Origin of the sequence: Prevotella aff. ruminicola Tc2-24, assembly GCF_900110895.1 — a bacterium.
Taxonomy (GTDB): Bacteria; Bacteroidota; Bacteroidia; order Bacteroidales; family Bacteroidaceae; genus Prevotella.
This window is the reverse complement of sequence record NZ_FOIQ01000001.1, coordinates 72498-92666: the sequence shown is the minus strand read 5'-3', so window position 1 is coordinate 92666 and position 20169 is coordinate 72498. Positions and strand designations below refer to the sequence as shown.

General features: G+C 52.9%; 19 protein-coding genes. 12 read left to right on the top strand and 7 right to left on the bottom strand.

Annotation, left to right across the window (positions count from 1 at the left end; all coding sequences use genetic code 11):
* The first annotated feature begins 143 nt into the window (after positions 1-143).
* From BMY63_RS00390 to BMY63_RS00380, 3 genes are all read left to right on the top strand, one after another.
* Positions 144-1637 (top strand): trypsin-like peptidase domain-containing protein, encoded by a 1494-nt coding sequence (locus BMY63_RS00390; RefSeq protein ID WP_091914898.1) that lies wholly within the window; start codon positions 144-146, stop codon positions 1635-1637.
* A 106-nt stretch (positions 1638-1743) separates the two neighbouring features.
* Positions 1744-2604, top strand: coding sequence for a sigma-70 family RNA polymerase sigma factor (locus tag BMY63_RS00385; protein WP_091913999.1), 861 nt, complete (start codon positions 1744-1746; stop codon positions 2602-2604).
* Entirely contained in the window at positions 2604-3125 is a 522-nt protein-coding gene (locus BMY63_RS00380; RefSeq protein ID WP_091913997.1) for a hypothetical protein, read from the top strand. The genes BMY63_RS00385 and BMY63_RS00380 overlap by 1 nt, the downstream gene beginning before the upstream one ends.
* 78 nt (positions 3126-3203) lie before the next feature.
* On the opposite strand, the gene BMY63_RS00375 is transcribed toward BMY63_RS00380, so the two are convergent.
* The 5 genes from BMY63_RS00375 to BMY63_RS00355 form a co-directional block, all read right to left on the bottom strand.
* Positions 3204-4514 carry an aminotransferase class I/II-fold pyridoxal phosphate-dependent enzyme gene (locus tag BMY63_RS00375; RefSeq protein WP_091913995.1) on the bottom strand — a complete coding sequence of 437 codons (1311 nt, stop codon included), beginning with the start codon at positions 4512-4514 and terminating at the stop codon, positions 3204-3206.
* 11 nt (positions 4515-4525) lie between these two features.
* Entirely contained in the window at positions 4526-5098 is a 573-nt protein-coding gene (locus tag BMY63_RS00370) for an indolepyruvate oxidoreductase subunit beta (RefSeq protein ID WP_091899218.1), read from the bottom strand.
* Positions 5099-5125: 27 nt separating this feature from the next.
* Entirely contained in the window at positions 5126-6733 is a 1608-nt protein-coding gene (locus tag BMY63_RS00365) for a thiamine pyrophosphate-dependent enzyme (protein ID WP_091913993.1), read from the bottom strand.
* 114 nt (positions 6734-6847) lie between these two features.
* The gene (locus BMY63_RS00360) at positions 6848-8449 is read right to left on the bottom strand and encodes an OmpP1/FadL family transporter (protein WP_091913991.1); all 1602 of its coding nucleotides are present in this window, start codon (positions 8447-8449) and stop codon (positions 6848-6850) included.
* Between the two features lie 36 nt (positions 8450-8485).
* Entirely contained in the window at positions 8486-9469 is a 984-nt protein-coding gene (locus BMY63_RS00355; RefSeq protein WP_091913989.1) for a hypothetical protein, read from the bottom strand.
* Between the two features lie 167 nt (positions 9470-9636).
* Between BMY63_RS00355 and prmA the strand changes: the two genes are divergently transcribed.
* Positions 9637-10509 (top strand): 50S ribosomal protein L11 methyltransferase, encoded by an 873-nt coding sequence (gene prmA / locus BMY63_RS00350; RefSeq protein WP_091913987.1) that lies wholly within the window; start codon positions 9637-9639, stop codon positions 10507-10509.
* A gap of 8 nt (positions 10510-10517) precedes the next feature.
* Here prmA and ypfJ read toward each other — a convergent pair whose 3' ends face one another.
* Both ypfJ and BMY63_RS00340 read right to left on the bottom strand, forming a co-directional pair.
* Entirely contained in the window at positions 10518-11393 is an 876-nt protein-coding gene (gene ypfJ, locus BMY63_RS00345; protein ID WP_091913985.1) for a KPN_02809 family neutral zinc metallopeptidase, read from the bottom strand.
* 45 nt (positions 11394-11438) lie between these two features.
* Positions 11439-12188, bottom strand: coding sequence for a DUF5715 family protein (locus tag BMY63_RS00340; protein ID WP_091913983.1), 750 nt, complete (start codon positions 12186-12188; stop codon positions 11439-11441).
* 729 nt (positions 12189-12917) lie between these two features.
* On the opposite strand from BMY63_RS00340, the gene BMY63_RS00335 reads away from it, so the two are divergent.
* The 8 genes from BMY63_RS00335 (at position 12918) to pyrF (ending at position 20161) form a co-directional block, all read left to right on the top strand.
* Positions 12918-13901, top strand: a complete 984-nt coding sequence (locus BMY63_RS00335; protein WP_091913981.1) for a PhoH family protein — start codon at positions 12918-12920, stop codon at positions 13899-13901.
* A 42-nt stretch (positions 13902-13943) separates the two neighbouring features.
* A complete protein-coding gene (locus BMY63_RS00330) occupies positions 13944-14900 on the top strand; it encodes a phosphoribosylaminoimidazolesuccinocarboxamide synthase (RefSeq protein WP_091899210.1) in 957 nt (318 codons plus the stop codon).
* 15 nt (positions 14901-14915) lie between these two features.
* Positions 14916-15650 carry a bifunctional demethylmenaquinone methyltransferase/2-methoxy-6-polyprenyl-1,4-benzoquinol methylase UbiE gene (gene ubiE / locus BMY63_RS00325; protein ID WP_091913979.1) on the top strand — a complete coding sequence of 245 codons (735 nt, stop codon included), beginning with the start codon at positions 14916-14918 and terminating at the stop codon, positions 15648-15650.
* A 9-nt stretch (positions 15651-15659) separates the two neighbouring features.
* Complete coding sequence (locus BMY63_RS00320) at positions 15660-16412, top strand: shikimate dehydrogenase family protein (RefSeq protein ID WP_091899208.1); 753 nt, start codon at positions 15660-15662, stop codon at positions 16410-16412.
* 29 nt (positions 16413-16441) lie between these two features.
* A complete protein-coding gene (locus BMY63_RS00315; RefSeq protein ID WP_091913977.1) occupies positions 16442-17590 on the top strand; it encodes an AIR synthase-related protein in 1149 nt (382 codons plus the stop codon).
* Between the two features lie 157 nt (positions 17591-17747).
* On the top strand, positions 17748-18062 hold the full coding sequence (locus BMY63_RS00310) for a hypothetical protein (RefSeq protein WP_091913976.1): 315 nt from the start codon (positions 17748-17750) through the stop codon (positions 18060-18062).
* A gap of 92 nt (positions 18063-18154) precedes the next feature.
* A complete protein-coding gene (gene prfA / locus BMY63_RS00305; RefSeq protein ID WP_091899893.1) occupies positions 18155-19267 on the top strand; it encodes a peptide chain release factor 1 in 1113 nt (370 codons plus the stop codon).
* A 24-nt stretch (positions 19268-19291) separates the two neighbouring features.
* Entirely contained in the window at positions 19292-20161 is an 870-nt protein-coding gene (pyrF, locus tag BMY63_RS00300; RefSeq protein ID WP_091913975.1) for an orotidine-5'-phosphate decarboxylase, read from the top strand.
* Positions 20162-20169: the final 8 nt, after the last annotated feature.

The window sequence follows — 20169 nt, the reverse complement described above, 5'->3', positions numbered from 1 at the left end:
TAAAATGGGACAAATATTTGCGACATTCTGTCAGTTTACGATATTTTGCGCCTATATTTGCACCTTGAAAACTCGAAAGAGTTAAGTCAGCATCCATAAGCTGCAGAAGTAGAATCTAAAGTTATAATAAAATGAATGAAAATATGAAGAAAATTGTGAATGTAGCAACACCCGCTATGTGCGCTGTTGCTTTGGTACTCTCTGTAGCAGCATTCAATAAGACCAATGCAGCTACTGCCTCTGCTCCCAACCCAGTCATTAGCTCCGCTCCTGCCGGTCAGCCTGTCGATCTGACATACGCCTCAGAAAAGGCGCTGCCATCAGTTGTCTACATCAAGTCGGTCCAGAACTCGAAAGTGCAGACCGTCGAATACAGCGATCCCTTCGAGGAATTCTTCTCTGACCCCTTTGGCGGATTCTTCGGACGTGGACAGGGACAAGGAAACAACGGAAGACGCCAGCGTCAGGTACAGACGCCTAAGCGCGCCGCTGCCGGCTCGGGTGTCATCATCTCCGCCGATGGTTATATCGTGACCAACAACCACGTGGTCGACGGTGCCGACGAGCTGACCGTCAGTCTGAACGATAACAAGGAATATTCCGCACGCATCATCGGTGCCGACAAGACCACCGACCTTGCGCTAATCAAGATAGACGCCAAGAACCTGCCCGCCATCGTGATTGCCAATAGCGACGATGTTCGTGTAGGTGAATGGGTGCTGGCCGTGGGTAACCCTCTGGGCCTGAACAACACCGTTACTGCTGGCATCGTAAGTGCTAAGGCCCGTTCTATGGGCTCAGGTGTCAGTTCGATGATTCAGACCGACGCAGCCATCAACCAGGGTAACTCTGGTGGTGCACTGGTGAACACCCGTGGCGAACTCATCGGCATCAACGCCATGCTGGCTTCGCCCACTGGTTCGAACATCGGCTACGGCTTTGCTATCCCCACCACCATCGTCAGCAAGGCCATTGAGGACTTTAAGAAGTACGGCACCTATCAGCGCGCCATGATCGGTATTCAGGGTGGTAGTCTGAAGGATTATATAGATGCCATGAAAGATCAGGATAAGGACGTGAAAGACTACGGCACGATGGAAGGTGTACGAATCGATAAAGTCGTGGAGGATGGTGCAGCAGCAGATGCAGACCTCAAACCTGAAGACGTTATTACAGAAGTCGATGGTAAGAAGGTGGCCACGATGGGTGAGCTGCAGGGTATCCTCGCTCAAAAGCGCCCAGGCGACAAGATTACCGTGAAGTATATCCGCGACAAGAAAACCAAGACCGTGACGCTGACGTTGAAGAACGAGCAGGGCAATACCAAGGTGGTAAAGAATGCCGACCTTGACGTGCTCGGTGGCACATTCCATCCTATCACCGACGCTCAGAAAGAGCAGTTGAATATCGGCTACGGCCTGGAGGTCATCAAGGTCAACGGTGGTAAACTGAAAGACGCCGGTGTTCCGAAGGGCTTCATCATCCAGAAGGTCAACGACCAGAGCATCAAGACAATAGCCGACCTTCAGGAAGCTGTCAGGGAGGCCTCTACCAGCAAGGAGCCGGTGCTTTACATCCAGGGAATCTATACCACTGGAAAGAAAGGCTACTTTGCAGTTCCTCTACAGAACGATTAAGCGAAAATATGAGAAAAAAAGTCACGAACATCAAAATTCGTGACTTTTTTTTGGTTGTCTCGGAAAAAACACATACTTTTGCAGAACAGCTAAAAACGAAACCACGATGAGACAACTAAAAATTACTAAATCTATTACCAACCGAGAGAGTGCCTCTTTAGAGAAATATCTACAGGAAATCGGTAAGGAGGAGATGATCTCGGCTGAGGAGGAAGTTGAACTCGCACAGCGCATCAAGAAAGGAGATCAGAAGGCACTGGAGCGGTTGACAAGAGCCAACCTGAGGTTCGTGGTCTCTGTGGCCAAGCAATACCAGAACCAAGGGCTCAGTCTGCCCGACCTCATCAATGAGGGCAATCTCGGTCTGCTGAAGGCCGCCGAGCGATTTGACGAGACACGTGGTTTCAAGTTTATCTCCTATGCCGTATGGTGGATCCGTCAGAGCATCCTGCAGGCCATCTCGGAACAGAGCCGTATCGTCCGTCTCCCCCTGAACCAGGTGGGCTCGGTCAACAAGATCAACCGTGAGATCAACCGGTTTGAGCAGCTCAACGAGCGCCGTCCGTCACTGGAGGAGATTGCCGAGAAGGTGGACCTGCCGGAAGATAAGATCGACGAGGCCATGAATATCAACGGCCACCATATCTCCATGGATGCACCATTCGTTGACGGTGAAGACAACAGTCTGCTCGACGTGATGCCTAACAACGATGCGCCGATGGCCGACCTGACACTGGTGGAGGAGTCGCTGAGATCGGAGATACAGAACGCGCTGAACGTGCTCAACGAACGGGAGCGTAACGTGATCGAGGCCTCATACGGTATCAACCGTCAGGAACTGACACTCGAGGAGATCGGCACGAAATTCGGACTCACCAGAGAGCGTGTCCGTCAGATCAAGGAGAAAGCCATCCGTAAGCTCAGGAACTGCACCAAGAACAAGATTTTAAAAACGTATTTAGGATAATGAGATTTTTCAAACACATCACACTGGCTGTAGCACTCCTGACAGCCTCTACCCTGCCGCTCTCAGCAAAGAGCACACAGGCATCCAAAGCATATATGTTCGGCTTTTCGGCCTCATTCAACGACTCCATCGTCTATTTCACCGATATCCAAGAGGTAGACAGCGTATGGACCAACGGCAAGGGTCGTTTCCTGGCAGGTCGTAACCAATACTCCTATCAGCTTCGCGAGTATTTCACCACGAAGCTCGGCATGGCCCGTCGCACCTGTGTCGTAGTCAGTTCTCTGAAGCGCAAGGATGTCGAGAAGAAATATGCGAAAATGAAGAAGCAATATATAGAGAAGAAAGCCGGAAAGTTCGATGTGCGCTTCCTCTCTGCCGAAGACTTCCGTTTTGTGGCTGTCGACATGAGCGACTCCGAACAGGTGAGCCAGCAGTCTGTCAAGGCTAAGAAACAGAAAGAGAAGAAAGCCAAGGATAAGAAATCGAAAGCCAAGGCAACCCCAGACAAGAAAAAGTAATCCAAACGATTAAGATAACAAAAGAAGTCCCCTGCAGAATCATCTGCAAGGGACTTTCTTTATCTATCAGCATAGACGTTACCGAGGGTTGTTCTCCTCGAATATCTTCATACGCTCTTCAAGCATCTCATACTGATGATCCTCGATGAACGAGGTACACACACGCAAGCCTTCCTGTTCTGAGCCACAGGTGATGAGACAGATGGCCGACACACCATAGTACATCAGTTCGTGAGCCAGCTCCCCACTCGTCATACCGGGATAACCGATCGTGAAATAGAAACCATCGGCAATGGGTTCGTCGAGGTCCTTGTCGTAGACCACATAGAAGCGATGGCGACAGAAGATCTCCTTCAGCTTCTTGGCACGCTCACCATAGACACTGATCTCCTTGCGGAAGTCGTACTTACCCTCATAGGCTGCCGTCAGCATGGCTGCCATGGCATACTGCGCACTGTGACTCGTACCAGAGCTCAGCGCATAGAGCATACGGGTAGAGAACACCGGACCGAACGGCAGTCCCTGATAACGCTCCGACAGATCGTCGAAATGACGATGGAACAGCTTATCAGAGATACAGGTCACACCGATACGCTCTCCGGCATAGCTAAACGCCTTCGAACCGCTGATGAGTAACATATAGTTGTCCGTATAACGGGCCACCGTTGCCTGATAAGGCGGCTGGAACGGTGTAGAGAGGTCCTTGCGGAAGTCCATGGCAAAATAGGCCAGATCCTCCATCACCACAGCATCATAGCGTGTGGCCAGCTCACCTATCACCTTCAGCTCCTCCTCACGCAGACAGATCCACGAGGGGTTGTTAGGATTGGAATAGACGATGGCACAGATATTTCCCTTTGAGAGATAGCTCTCCAACTTAGCGCCAAGCTTATCACCACGGTAGTCGTACACGTCGAAGGTCTCATACTTCACTCCCATGACCTGCAGCTGCATCTTCTGCACAGGGAAGCCTGGGTCGATGAACAGCACCGTGTCTTTCTTCCTGTCACACTGCGAACAGGTGAGGAAACTGGCAAAGGTGCCCTGCATCGAACCACTGACAGGCACACAACCTTCCGGTTTGATGTCCACACCAATGAATGCCTTGACAAACTGCGAGGCAGCCTCCTTCAGTACCGGTGCGCCCTGGATATCAGGATATGAGTGGGCAATACCGCCCTCAAGGGCTTTGATCTGGGCTTCCACGCCCACCTGTGCAGCAGGCAGTCCGGGAATACCCATCTCCATCTTGATAAACTCAACGCCAGAGGCTTTCTCAGCCTTCGCTGCTACCTGCTTCACCTCACGGATGGTTGCCTTGGCAAAGTCCTTGATGCCCAACTCAGCCACCAGTCCGTCAACAATCTCTTTTTTAATCGGAGTCTCCATAAGTCTGATGATTATTTCTGAGCCTCGCGGCCGATGGCTAGCGCCTTGATGTTCGCCTCGACGATGGCCTCACCCTTACGTCCGAAGACACGACGGATGGCATCCTCGAGCTTATCGTACTCGATACCCAGCGCCTTCTGAGCGGCACCGAGCAGGATCACATTGGCCGAACGGGGCACGCCATTATCCTTTGCTGCCTGTTCAATATCCAGCACGATCACGTTCTTGATACCAGTTAGGTCTTTCTTTATCGTCTCGATATCAGGATAGTTGGGAATATTCACAAAAGGAGCGCTCGAGGTGATGATCCAACCGTCTTTGGCCAAGAACGGCAGATAGCGCAGCGCCTCCATGGGTTCCATAGAGATGATGACGTCAGCCCCTCCGAGCGGAATCAGATCGCTGTTAATAGGACTGCTCGATATGCGCAGGTTCGACTGCACATCACCGCCGCGCTGCGACATGCCATGTACCTCGGCCTGCTTGATATAGAGGTTCTCCTTCATGGCAGCCTCACCGATAATGGTGGCGATAGAGAGGATACCCTGTCCTCCTACACCGCAAAGAATTATATCTGTTTTCATTCTTTTACCTTTTTACTTGTTTACCTTTTATTTTTTCTCGGCTGCTCTCTTCTGCTTCAGGTGACGCTGCAAGGTCTGCATGCACTCACGACGCGGGATGATCACACTCACACCGTGGTAGTTGATCTCCTCGCGGATAGCGGCCGTAATCTCAGGCATGTTCTTGGGGATGGGGTTCACCACCTTCAGGTGATCCTCCGAGAGACCGAGACCCTTGCAGATAGCCTCAAACTTATTGGTACCAGCAGAATCCTGACCGCCCGTCATGGCAGTGGTCAGGTTGTCACTGATGATCACAGTAATATCAGCATTCTCGTTGATAGCATCCAACAGGCCCGTCATGCCACTGTGGGTGAAGGTCGAGTCACCGATGATGGCGACGGCAGGCCACTGACCGGCATCCGAGGCACCCTTGGCCATCGTAATCGAGGCACCCATGTCCACACACGAGTGGATAGCCTTGTAGGGCGGCAGGAAACCGAGTGTATAACAACCGATATCACCGAACACTCGGGCATTGGGATACTCCCTCAGTACCTCGTTCAGTGCCGTATAGACATCACGGTGTCCGCATCCCTGACAGAGTGCGGGCGGGCGCGGTGTCACATCCTCACAGGGAGCATAGCTCTCACTGCTCTCGATGCCCAGCGCCTTCTTCAGGAAGTCGGGGTTCAACTCACCCGTGCGCGGCAGCTCACCCGTCAGACGACCCTTGATGACGGCATTACCCGGCATCACACCACGTACCTGATCCTCAATGAACGGCTGACCCTCCTCGGCAATCAGCACAAACTCACAATCGTCGGTCATGCGACGGATCAGTTTCTTCGGAATCGGATACTGCGAGATCTTCAGTACAGGGAAAGGACATCCGTCAGGATAGCACTCCATCAGGTAGTTATAGGCGATGCCACTGGCGATCACACCCATCTTATGATCGGGACCGTCGATATATTTGTTGTATTTGCTGTCCACGGCCATCTGCTCGAGCAAGGGCTGCTGACCGGTTACCACGATATTACGCTTACGGGCAAAGGCAGGCAGCAACACCCAGTTGGAAGCCTGAGCATCGTAGTTGAGGGCGTTCTGCTCACGAGGTGTATCCTTCACCTCTACGACAGCACGACTATGTGCCATACGGGTGGTGACACGCATCAGGATAGGCAGATGCAGTTGCTCAGAGAGATCGAAAGCCTCGCCCATCATGTCGTAGGCCTCCTGCTGCGAGCTCGGTTCCAAGGTAGGGATCATAGCGAACTTAGCGTAGAAACGACTGTCCTGCTCATCCTGTGAGGAGTGCATGGAAGGGTCATCGGCCACCAACACGATCAGACCACCGTTCGTACCCGTCATTGCGGAGTTCACAAACGGGTCTGCACAGACGTTCAGTCCCACATGTTTCATACACACCAGCGCACGCTTGCCCATATACGACATACCGAGTGCTGCCTCCATGGCCGTCTTCTCGTTCGTTGACCAGCGGCGATGGATGTTTCTCTCTTTAGCAATGGGCGACTCCTGGATATACTCCGTGATCTCCGTTGACGGCGTTCCCGGGTAGGCATATACGCCACTCAGGCCTGCGTCGATGGCACCCTGAGCTATCGCCTCGTCTCCCAACAAAAGTCTTTTCATATCTGTTTTCGGTTTTTGAATAAATTTTCGCAAAGGTACGACATTTCAATCGAATAAACAAAAAAATGCAACCTTATTTGTATAAGGCTGCATTTATATTCAGGTTATTTTCAGCTAGAACGTATATCCCACTGTCAGCAGTAGCTGGTGACGCTTGTTGCTCACCTTCGAGTCGAACACACGCTGCCCGGCATAGTTGCTGGTAGGATCAGCAGGATACTCCTGGAACGGATGGAAATCACCGTTGGTGGCACTGTACTGATAAGCCAGATCCACATTCCAGGCATTCAGTCGATATCCCATACCGAGGGTCAGCCGATGTGTATCCTTCCAGTTGGTATAGTCGGTCGTCGAGGCATAAGCCACACCCGGAGAATTGATCTTCGTGTCGCGCACACCGTCCTTCTCATAGCCAGCCGTCACATAGTTATAACCGATGCGCAGGGCTACCGTCGGATCCGGTTTGATCTCCATACCGACCTTGAAGGTCGACACGCCCTTCAACGAGCGCTCCGTGTTCACCTTCATGATCTCGTCGGTATACGAATCCTCTTCACCGTAGTAATCATAGTTACCCGAGTTGATACGGTTCTGACTGGCGCTATAGTCTGTGTACTCATAACCGGCACCGATAGCCACCTGACCGCCGATGACATGACCCATGCTCAGACCGAACTTCCACGGGGTGTTAAAGTGGAAATCGTAGCTCTCACCACTATGACCATCATCCCATTGACCGAATCTTGTGTTATTCAACATATACGTCTCGTTGCTTGTCGTCAGGTCGTACCAGGTCGGAGTGGCCACGGAGAGACCCAGACGGAAGGGCGACTCCTCGACAGGACGGAAGATGATACCCGCCTTCAGGTCGATACCCGTACCCTTGATGTCACGCTGGTCGCCATAGACCACCGAACCGCATTCTTCGCCACCGGCAACAAGAGTCTCACCATACTCGCTATAACCCTTGTAGCGTACATCGTGGAAACCGATGGTGAAGCCCCAGTAGAAACGATCGTTGACGTTACCGCTCAGGTTCACGTCATAGTCGTTGATCCAACCACGGTGCGCACGATCGAAGGTATAACCATTAGCATCGTTATAATAGATCTTATGATCGTCTGGATCGAGCATCAGCACGTTTGCATTCAGGTAGTCGGCCTGTGTGAAAGTCTGCGCACGGTAGTCGCTCGTCTTACTCTCGTAGCCGATGAGGTCATCGTCTGTATTGAAGTCGAGATAGTAACCGCCCTGATTCACATAACCGATCTGGTCCTTATGATAGCTCAGTCCGTTCTGCGAACAGTTCACCAGACGGTTGGCTGCCGAGAGTATCTGATCGAAGTTCTTACTCTTATGGTAGTTGAAGCCCACGTTCACGAACGAGGTGCGACTGATACGTGTAGAGTACACGAAGCCCAACTGATCGAAGCTCATGTTCGTCTTGTTCAGGCCATCGAACTTCTGAGCGTCCTGCTGCGACACGAGACCGAGGCTCGCGCTTACCGTCGAATGACGGAACAGTCCGATACCGGCGGGGTTAGTACCCATGGTCGAGAGGTCTGCGCCCAGTGCGTCCATCGCACCGCCCATTCCCACGTAGCGTGCCGTACCGTTCAGATCACTGCCCAGCAGACGGGCGCTCTCGTATGTATCCTGTGCAGCGGCCGGGATTGTCATCGCCAGCACAAACGCTGCCATAAAAATCTTCTTCATATCTCTATAAACTAAAAACTATCACTTCCAGTAAAACTATCTTCTTCCACCGCTGCGACCGCCTCCGCCGCCACTGCTACGGCTACTACCGCCGCCACCGCCGCTGAAGCTACCGCTACTCGACGAGGAGCTACGTGTGCCGCTGAAGCTGCTGTTGCTGCTACGGCTGCTGCTGTTGTTATTGTTACTATTGCCGCGATAACCGCTGAAGTTACCACTACGACTCCGTTTGTTGTTACCACTGCTATAGTTACGACCGCCGCTTTGTCTATCAGCACGCTGACGGATGCTGTTCATCCGGCTACTGTTGTTCTCCACCGACCAGCGACCGTCCTTATAGTAAGCACGATGCGTAGCACCATCGTTTCTGATCGTTCCCATGCCGATATGAGTGGAAGCATAGTTCCTACCTACGCCGATATAGCTGTGAGCCCAACCGTTCCAGTAGTAGGGATAACCCCAGCCATAGCCATAGAACCAAGGATCGTACCAGCCACCGTACCAACCACCGTACCAACCGTAATTACCATAGTACCAGGGATCATACAGACCGTACCAGCTACGATAATACCAAGGCGAATACCAAGGGTCGTACCAGCCACCGTACCAACCGAAACGGCTATAGTACCAAGGTGAGTGCCAGCCCCAGTCGTAGCGCCCGGCAGCATATCCGGCCCAGAAAGCGGCATTGTCAGACAACTCATAATCGTCGAAGCGGGTCATCTTCTTCGTCAACTGGAAATCCTCCAGCGAGTCAGGATAGACACCTTGCTCGGCGGTGAGATCGATCACATCACTCTTCAAAGAGTCACCGATGACCTCATAACTGCTCTCCCTGCGGTTATAGTCATCCACACTACGGTCGCTCCCGGAATAATAGGTATCCTTCGGCATCCCATAGTTGTCCGTCACCTTCTCTACTGTCTTCTTCTTGGGAACATAGTAGAGATCATCTACCTGAGCCAGTGCCGGCAGCGACATGGCTCCGATAAGCATTGAGATCAGTAACAGCTTTTTCATTTCCTTATCTATTTATTAAAATTGTTTCGATCGGCACCATCAGCGCCTTTTCATTTCTTCACGTTGCAAAAATACAACAATATTTAGTGCAAATTTAGGGAAAAACCCTAAGTTCTGGTAGGATTTTCCCTATTTTTTGTAATTTTGCCGCAAAAATTAACATCCTTATGAAGTATTACGAAGTAGAATTCACCATCACACCCTACTCCACGGATGCCTGCGACCTCGTGGCAGCCATGGCCGGAGAGGCAGGTTTCGAGACGTTCGAGGAGACGGAGACGGGTATGAAAGGCTACGTACAACAAGCACTCTTCGACGAGACCGTCCTGAAGTCGGCACTCATCGACTTCCCCTTCGAGGGAGTGACCATCGACTATGAGATCCGTGAGGCTGAGGATCGCGACTGGAACGAGCAGTGGGAACAGGAGGGCTTTGAGCCCATCAACCTCTCCCTGCCCCCCTCCCGAGGTGAGGGGATGCTGACCATCCATGACGGTCGTCATATGCCAGAGACACCAAGCAAGATCGCCATCGAGATCGACGCGAAGCTCGCCTTCGGCACCGGTACCCACGAGACCACCCGTATGATCTGTGCCACCCTACTCGACATGGATCTGACGGAGAGACAGGTGCTCGACTGCGGCACTGGCACTGGCATTCTGTCCATCTGTGCCCTGAAACTTGGTGCCCGTCGGGCGGTGGGCTACGACATCGACGAATGGTCGGTCGACAATGCCCGTCACAACGCGGTCATCAACCGCTGCGACGACCGTTTCACGTCCCTGCTGGGTGACGCTACCATCCTCGACACCATCGAGGGGACCTTCGGTCTTGTCGTCGCCAATATCAATCGTAACATCCTACTGGCCGACCTGCCGGCCTTCCGTCGGAAGATGACCGATGATGCCGTCCTGATCCTCAGCGGTTTCTATACCAGCGACGCCCCCATGCTGATAGAGGCAGCAGAGCGACTCGGTCTTCGTCTGGAGAAACAAAAAGAAGACCACGACTGGTGTTGTCTGGTCTTCTCTTGTGCCTGACCTGTCTTTTACAGGTCGCTATAGTTCTGTACGCTGAAGGTCGTCGTGCGCATGTCACCTGTCTCGTAGCCACGCTTCAGCCAGCGCTTACGCTGATCGCTCGTGCCATGGGTAAACGACTCTGGTGTGGCCCTACCCTGTGCCTTCTTCTGTAGCCAGTCGTCACCGATGGCCTTGGCCAGCTCCAGGCCCTTCTCCAGGTCGCCATACTCCATCGAGTGGTTCATGGCATCCTCATAGTGGGCCCACACGCCGGCATAGTAGTCGGCCAACAGTTCCAGACGCACGCTGATCTGATTGGCCCTCACCTTATCGGTCTGACTCATGGCCTGATGCGCCTTATTCAAGATGCCCGTCAGATACTCCACATGGTGACCGATCTCATGGGCGATCACATAGGCATAGGCGAAGGTATTTCCCTCGACACCCAGCTGACGTTTCATCTCTGTAAAGAACGAGAGGTCGACATACAACTTCTGGTCGCCAGAGCAGTAGAATGGTCCTACAGCAGCCGAGGCCGAACCACAGGCGGAGTTCACCTGATTAGAGAAAAGCACCAGTGTGGGATACTGATACTCGCCCCACCCGTTCTCTGCGAACACCTTCGTCCACACATCCTCTGTCGAGGCCATGATTCTCTTACAGTCCTCGGCCAGCGCCTGTTCCTCCTCAGTGAAATCCTGTTCACCGACAGTCTCCGTGGGTGCCTGCATCTGCTGCTGAAAAGCCTGCAGACCGGCCGAGACGGGATCGCCTCCAGTGATCCACGCAAACAAAGCCGCAATAATCACCGCACCGATACCTCCGATACCAGCAACCTTTCCACCGCTCAATCCACGACGATCTTCGACGTTTGAGCTTGATCTTCTTCCGTCTAATCTCATAATCTTACGTTTTTAAGTTATTGTATTCTTAATTCCAATTCTCAACTATCTCACCGTCATGTGAAAGCACCCCTGTTTCACCTCATATTTGATATAACAGCGGTTCTGCTCACGCATATCACGGAGCACTTCGGCAAGCACCCATTTCAAGGTGTCGTTACGCACCAGCCGACGTGACGGTCCGGCAGGGTTTTCCACCGTCTTATAACGATTATAACAGATATCGAAAGTGGTGCCATAGAGATGACAGCTATTCTCCGTGGCATTGCCGTTACGACGGCGTAGCTTCACCACATCATCCTGTGAGCGCAATACACTGGTGACGATCAATCTGTGCAGAGGAATACCCTTGACATAAAGACTGTCAAAGAAAGCCGACCCGATATCCTGCAGGAGCACGGCAGCCCGTGGCACCAGATAGGGAATGCTAGAATAGAGGGGATCCACATGGTAATAAGGATTGGAACCAACATACACCAGCTCACGCTTACGAGTCTCCGCATCCTCACGGTCCTTCACCGGAGTTACGCCCCATCGCTGCGCAGCCGCCAGTTGTACGGCATTGGTATCAGGGAAAGCGTCACAATAACTGGGTACAGAGGTTATCTTATGGACTGATGAGCGATTGTCGACCACAGGCCACACCGACAGGGTATCAGGCGTGCACACCGTCTCGGCTTGCTCGCACGCCGCGGCCTGACTGGCGACCAACTGAGGGAATCCCCGGCGCACACAGGCCAGGACAAGCACCACAGCGATAAAGCCCATCAGATAGTTTTTCTTTGTTAGTTTCATCCGATCTTCCTGTTTTCGATGCAAAGATACAAATATTTTTCGTAACATCGTACCAAAGTTACTTTTTTTCCTTCAATCCCAACTACCTCCATTTTCTTTCTGTCACCAGAAAGAAAACCGAAGCAAAAGAAAGAGTGCGAAAACGTCCTGAGCTCGGAGGTCGGTTGTCCGATTTTAGTAGCCACTCAATGCGCTCGAGCTCTGCTCGCTTGGCTTGTCCAAGAACTCGCTCCGCTCAGACAGCATTTCGTATTTCGTTCCTTGGCTCGCTCCTCGAGCCAAGACTCAATATGGCTCCGAAAATAGGACACCCTCTAAAGACCTCCTCGTGCGGAGTGTTTTCGAGTCTTGCTCTGCGCAGCCGATAAAAAATCACGCCAGACCTTTCTTAAGACTCGCTTCGCTCATATAAGCGACCAGAGGTCGAGCGGATGGTCTGAGCGTACCTTAATGTAAGAGCGACAGGAGGAGCGGTTAAGTCTCCCCATATAGGGGGAGATTTAGTATGGGGTGGATGCTTCTTTTGGTTCTTTTCTTCGCGCCGAAGAAAAAGAACGTCTCTGCAGAGTGCAACCCTGCATTATAGCCGCCCCTTACCAAGGGGCTCTAAGGGCTCGGTTTCTTTCTCGTAACTAAAAGAAAATGAAGGAATGCAAAAGAAAACAAACTTTTATTTTGCATTTCTCTCGTTTTTTCGTAATTTTGCACCCAAATTATAAATTTGTCAACTTGATAGAGAAACATATTGTATTAGAAGACATAGATCCCGTCATCTTCTTCGGGGTTGCCAACGCACATCTGCAGATGTTGCGCTCTCTATTTCCGAAGCTCCGTATCATGGCGCGTGACAACGTGATCCGTGTGCTCGGCGACGAGGAACAGATGGCAGCATTTGAGGAGAGCATCGAGAAACTGCGCTTCCATGTGCTCCAGTTCAACTCTTTGAAAGACGAGGATATCCTGGATATCGTGAAGGGCAAGCGCCCGGGCGAGCATATCCCCGAGGGGGTGGTATGTTACTCGATGTCGGGGCGCCCTATCAAGGCACGCACAGAGAACCAGCAGCGACTGATCGAAGCCTATAGTCAGAACGACATGGTGTTCGCCGTCGGTCCAGCCGGAACAGGTAAGACCTACCTCTCCATTGCCCTGGCCGTGAAGGCCCTGAAGGAGAAAACGGCCAAGAAGATTATCCTGAGTCGTCCTGCCGTCGAGGCCGGTGAGAAGCTGGGATTCCTACCGGGCGACATGAAGGATAAGATCGACCCCTACCTGCAACCACTCTACGACGCTCTGGAGGACATGCTGCCACAGGTGAAGCTGCAGGACATGATGGAGAAGCACATCATACAGATCGCACCATTGGCTTTTATGCGTGGTCGTACGCTGAGCGACGCCGTGGTGATCCTCGACGAGGCTCAGAACACGACACCAGCCCAGATCCGTATGTTCCTCACCCGTATGGGTTGGAACACGAAGATGATTATCACGGGCGACATGACACAGATTGATCTGCCCCACTCGCAGAAGAGCGGCCTCATCGAGGCCCTGCATATATTAAATAATGTAGAGGGCATCGGAGTGGTGAACCTCGACCGCCGGGACATTGTTCGCCATAAGCTTGTGACGAAGATAGTCAACGCCTACGAGGAGTACGACAAGGAAAGGAACAACAACAATGAAACGCAGAGGTACAAGGAAGCAGAAGACTAAAAGCACTGTGACTTTGTACCTCTGTGCAAATAAAGAATAAAGATGAAAGCATTAACCAGAACAGACTTCAATTTTGAAGGACAGAAGAGCGTTTATCACGGAAAGGTTCGTGATGTGTACAACATTAACGACGACCTGATGGTCATGGTGGCCACCGATCGTATCTCGGCATTCGACGTCGTACTGCCGAAGGGCATCCCTTTCAAAGGTCAGGTGCTCAACCAGATTGCTGCCAAGTTCCTTGACGCCACGACCGACATCTGTCCCAACTGGAAGCTCGCCACGCCCGACCCGATGGTGACCATCGGTCTGAAATGCGAGGGCTTCCGTGTGGAGATGATCATCCGCTCGATCCTCACAGGTTCAGCCTGGCGTGAGTACAAGAACGGTTGCCGTGAGCTCTGCGGCGTGAAACTGCCCGACGGCATGAAGGAGAACGAGCGCTTCCCCGAGCCCATCATCACCCCGACGACCAAGGCCGACGAGGGGCACGACATGAACATCTCCAAGGAGGAGATTATCGCCCAGGGTATCGTCTCGGCCGAGGACTATGCCGTGATGGAAGACTACACCCGTAAGATCTTCAAGCGCGGTCAGGAGATTGCCGCCAAGCGCGGTCTGATCCTCGTTGACACGAAGTATGAGTTCGGTAAGCGCAACGGTAAGGTGTACCTCATTGACGAGATCCATACCCCCGATTCCAGCCGTTATTTCTACGCCGAAGGCTATGAGGAGAAACTGGCCAAGGGTGAGCCCCAGCGCCAACTCTCAAAGGAGTTCGTACGTCAGTGGCTCATCGAACACGACTTCATGAACGAGCCTGGACAGGTGATGCCTGAGATCACGGACGAGTATGCCGAGAGCGTGTCTGAGCGTTACATCGAGCTCTATGAGCATATCGTCGGCGAGCGTTTCGAGCGCGAGACAAGCGATGAGGACATCGCCACCCGCATCGAGAACAACGTCAGCAGCTGGTTGAAAGCTTTCAAGAGCAAATAAGAAGCGAAGAGAACCATGGGATACCGACAGGAGAAGATCAAGCCGTATGGCGATGGTGAGAAGGCCGCACAGGTGGAGCAGATGTTCGACAACATCGCCCCGACTTACGACAAGCTGAACCACCGTCTCTCCTGGGATATCGACAAACGCTGGCGCCGTAAGGCCATCCGACAGCTCGCCCCCTTCGCACCCAAGACGATGCTCGACATCGCCACTGGCACGGGCGACTTCGCCATCCTCGCAGCCCACATGCTCCAGCCCGACAGGATTGTCGGTGCCGACATCAGTGAGGGCATGATGGAGATCGGTCGTCAAAAGGTAAAGGCCGCAGGACTCGACCAGACCGTCGTCTTCGAGAAAGAAGACTGCACCCGGCTATCCTACCCCGACGCGTCGTTCGACGCCGTGACCGCAGCCTTCGGCATACGCAACTTCGCCGACCTCGACCAGGGGCTCCGTGAGATGGGGCGTGTCCTCCGTGAGGGCGGTCACCTGAGCATCGTCGAGCTGACAAGTCCGGTGTCGTTCCCCATGAAGCAGCTGTTCCACATCTACGCCCACACGATACTGCCGGTCTACGGACGCCTCGTCAGTAGGGATCAGAGCGCCTACAGCTACCTGACACGTACCATCGAGGCCTTCCCACAGGGAGAGCAGATGGTAGAGATACTCCGAGGAGCGGGCTTCCGAGAAGCCTCGTTCCGACGACTCACCTTCGGTATCTGCACCATGTATTTCGCAACAAAATAGATAAGGACTATGGACAAGTACGGTTTAATCGGATATCCTTTGGGACACTCCTTCTCCATCAGCTACTTCAACCAGAAGTTTACCGATGAGGGCATCGATGCCCGTTACGAGAACTTCGAGATCCCGAATATCGACAATCTCCCCGAGATCCTGGACAAGAATCCGAACCTGCGAGGGCTGAACGTGACAATCCCCTACAAGGAGAAGGTCATCCCCTTCCTCGACAGCATCAGTCCTGAGGCGAGGGCCATTGGTGCTGTCAACGTGATCCGTGTCACCCATGAGGGGAACAAGACCCTGCTCAAGGGCTACAATTCCGATGTCATCGGCTTCACCCAGAGCATCGAGCCCATGATCGACAAGAAATGGCACAAGAAGGCACTCATCCTAGGCACAGGCGGAGCCTCCAAGGCCATCAACTTCGGTCTGCGGTCGCTCGACATCGAGCCAGTCTTCGTCAGCCGCTATGAGCGCCCCGACACCATCCAGTACGAGAACATCACCCCCGAGGTAATCAGAGACTATAACGTCATCGTCAACTGTACCCCTGTCGGCATGTATCCCCATACCGAGGAGTGCCCGTTACTGCCCTACGAGGCCATGGACAAGCACACGATCCTCTACGACCTCATCTACAACCCCGACATGACCCTGTTCATGCGCCGTGGTGCTGAGCATGGTGCCGAGGTGAAGAACGGTCTTGAGATGCTCCTGTTACAGGCCTTCGCCTCGTGGGAGTTCTGGAATGGAAAAGAAAAATAGTTGATAGACTTATGAGTGATAATCGATATATGATGCGCGGTGTGAGTGCCGCCAAAGAAGACGTTCACAACGCCATCAAAAACATTGACAAGGGAATCTTCCCGCAAGCTTTCTGCAAGATCATTCCCGACATTCTGGGCGGCGACCCTGAGTACTGTAACATCATGCATGCCGATGGTGCCGGCACCAAGTCGGCACTTGCCTACATGTACTGGAAGGAGACGGGCGACCTCTCCGTCTGGAAGGGCATCGCACAAGATGCCATCGTAATGAACACCGACGACCTGCTCTGTGTGGGTGCCGTCGATAACATCCTCGTATCCTCCACCATCGGGCGTAATAAGATGCTCATCCCCGGCGAGATTATCTCAGCCATCATCAACGGCACCGACGAGCTCCTGGCCGAGTTGCGCGAGATGGGTATCGGCATCTATCCCACTGGTGGTGAGACAGCCGACGTGGGCGACCTCGTGCGCACCATCATCGTCGACTCCACCGTCACCTGCCGCATGAAGCGCAGCGATGTCATCGACAATGCGAACATCCGTCCGGGCGACGTCATTGTCGGTCTGTCATCAACAGGACAGGCCACCTATGAGAAGCGCTACAACGGCGGTATGGGCTCCAACGGCCTCACCTCCGCCCGTCACGATGTGTTCGCCAAATACCTGGCCGAGAACTACCCCGAGAGCTACGACCATGCCGTACCCGACGAGCTCGTGTATAGTGGTAAGTATAAACTTACCGACGCTGTCGAGGGATCGCCCGTGGATGCCGGACAGCTCGTCCTCTCACCCACCCGCACCTATGCCCCTGTCATCAAGAAGCTGCTCGACGAGTTGCGCCCCCAGATCCACGGCATGGTCCACTGCACCGGTGGCGCCCAGACCAAGGTGCTACATTTCGTCAGCGACAACTGCCGTGTCGTCAAGGACAACATGTTCCCCGTGCCGCCTCTGTTCCGTGCCATCCACGAGTGTTCAGGCACCGACTGGCGCGAGATGTACCAGGTGTTCAACATGGGTCATCGCATGGAGATCTACGTACCCGCCGAGGTTGCCGAGAAGGTCATCGCCATCTCACAGTCGTTCAATATCGACGCCCAGATTGTGGGTCATATCAAGGAAGGCAAGAAGAGCCTCACCATCCAGAGCGAGTTCGGCACATTTGAGTATTAAACGCCAAGTATAAACACCTGAGATCCCTGAGAGCACCACCTCTCAGGGATCTTTTCGTTATATAGAGAATTCCCTACTCTTTGTTAGGGAATTTCCTTGTGTTTTGAGCATACAATGGTCTATCTTTGCCATAACAAACTTAAAACAACGAAGGACTATGAACAGAATTACGAGAAACGTGGCAGTTGCCACTTTAGTGCTGACACTCAGCGCGTGTAGGTCATACAAGAGTGTGGCAAACTATACAAGTCGTATCGAACCAGGCATGACCATAGATGAGGTCAGTCTGGTCGTCGGCAAGACCGACTATCGCAGTTTCGAGGGTAATACAGAACGATGGGAGTACCGCTCGCGTGACAATTATGGTGATTTTGACGTGGTAATCGTGGAGTTCGTCGACGGTCGTGTGGTGGCGATGGACTCGTTCCATGAGGTACACCCGAAATTCCCGGAACCGCAGAAAGACAAATAAGGGCAGTGTGAAGGGTGCCACAGAGACGGGCTGAGGAAGAAAAATCATGCTTTCTTCTTTATTTTCAAGAATTTGTGGTACCTTTGCACGCGATTATGGAGAATAACAGCATTTTACAGAAGCTCGACGGACTGGAGGCTCGCTTCGAGGAGGTATCGACCCTGATTACCGACCCCGACGTAATTGCCGATCAGAACCGTTTCGTGAAGCTCACCAAGGAATACAAGGATCTGGGCGACATCATGGATGCCCGTAAGCGTTACATCGCCTGCCTGAACGGTATCAAGGAGGCCAAGGATATCCTGGCCAACGAGACCGACCCGGAGATGAAGGAGATGGCACGCGAGGAGTTGGCCGCTAACGAGGAACTGCAGCCAAAGCTTGAGGAGGAGATCAAGATCGCCCTCATACCAAAGGATCCTGAGGACGCGAAGAACGTACAGATGGAGATTCGTGCAGGAACGGGCGGCGACGAGGCTTGTCTGTTTGCCGGCGACCTGTTCAAGATGTACAAGAGCTACTGCGACTCGAAAGGATGGCAGCTCTCGATCACCAGTGTGTCGGAGGGTGCTGTCGGCGGTTTCAAGGAGATTGACTTTGCCGTCTCAGGTGCCGACGTCTATGGCACCTTGAAATATGAGTCAGGCGTGCACCGTGTACAACGTGTGCCTGCCACCGAGACACAGGGACGTATGCACACCTCGGCTGCCACGGTGGCTGTGCTGCCCGAAGCAGATAAGTTCGAGGTACACGTGAACGAGGGTGAGATCAAATGGGATACCTTCCGTAGCTCGGGTGCCGGTGGTCAGAACGTGAACAAGGTGGAATCGGGTGTGCGTCTGCGCTATATGTGGAAGAACCCTAACACCGGCGAGACAGAGGAGATACTCATCGAGTGTACGGAGACGCGTGACCAGCCGAAGAACAAGGAACGAGCCCTCTCACGTCTGTACACCTTCATCTACGACAAGGAGCATCAGAAATACATGGACGATATTGCATCGCGCCGTAAGAGTCTGGTGTCGACGGGTGACCGTAGTGCTAAGATCCGTACGTACAACTTCCCCCAGGGTCGTGTGACGGATCACCGCATCGGCTATACGACCCACGACCTACAGGGATTCCTTGGTGGTGACATCCAGGGGATGATCGATGCCCTGACCGTGGCCGAGAATGCAGAGCGCATGAAGGAGAACGAATTGTAGTTGAGTATTCAGAGTTATAGATATATGACCAGACAAGAACTGATAGAACAGATACGGGAGAAACGGAGTTTTCTCTGCGTGGGACTGGACCCGGACATCAAGAAAATTCCAGCGTTCATCCATGAGGAGTGTAAGGCGAAACTTCAGGAGGGTGAGGACTATGACGAGGCTGTGGCCTTGTACGTGTTCAACCAGCTCATCATCGATGCGACAGCCCCCTACTGTGTGGCTTACAAGCCCAACCTGGCTTTCTACGAGTCACTGGGTGCCAGCGGTATCATCTCTTATGAGTTGACCGTCCAGTATATCAAGGAGAACTACCCCCATCACTTCATTATCGCCGATGCCAAGCGCGGAGATATCGGCAACACCTCAGCGATGTATGCCCGTACGTTTTTCGAGGGCGAGTCGCAGGTCGATGCTCTGACCGTCGCTCCTTACATGGGTGAGGACAGTGTATCGCCGTTCCTGGGTTATGAGGGTAAGTGGGTGATTCTGCTGGCGCTGACATCAAACAAGGGATCGCACGACTTCCAACTGACGGAAGACAAAGAGTCGGAACGTCTGTTCGAGAAAGTGCTGAAGGTATCGCAACAATGGGGCACCGACGAGAATATGATGTATGTTGTGGGTGCTACTCAGGGACGGATGTTCGAGGATATCCGTAAGGTGGTGCCCAACCACTTCCTGCTCGTGCCGGGTGTCGGAGCCCAAGGTGGCAGTCTACAGGAGGTATGCCAATACGGCATGACCAAGGACTGTGGTCTGCTGGTGAACTCTTCACGCGGTATCATCTATGCCTCCAATGACGAAGACTTCGCCGAGGCGGCGGCCGCTGCTGCAAAGAAACTTCAACAGGAGATGGCAGAAGAATTGAATAAGAAAGGGTTCTGAAATTTCAG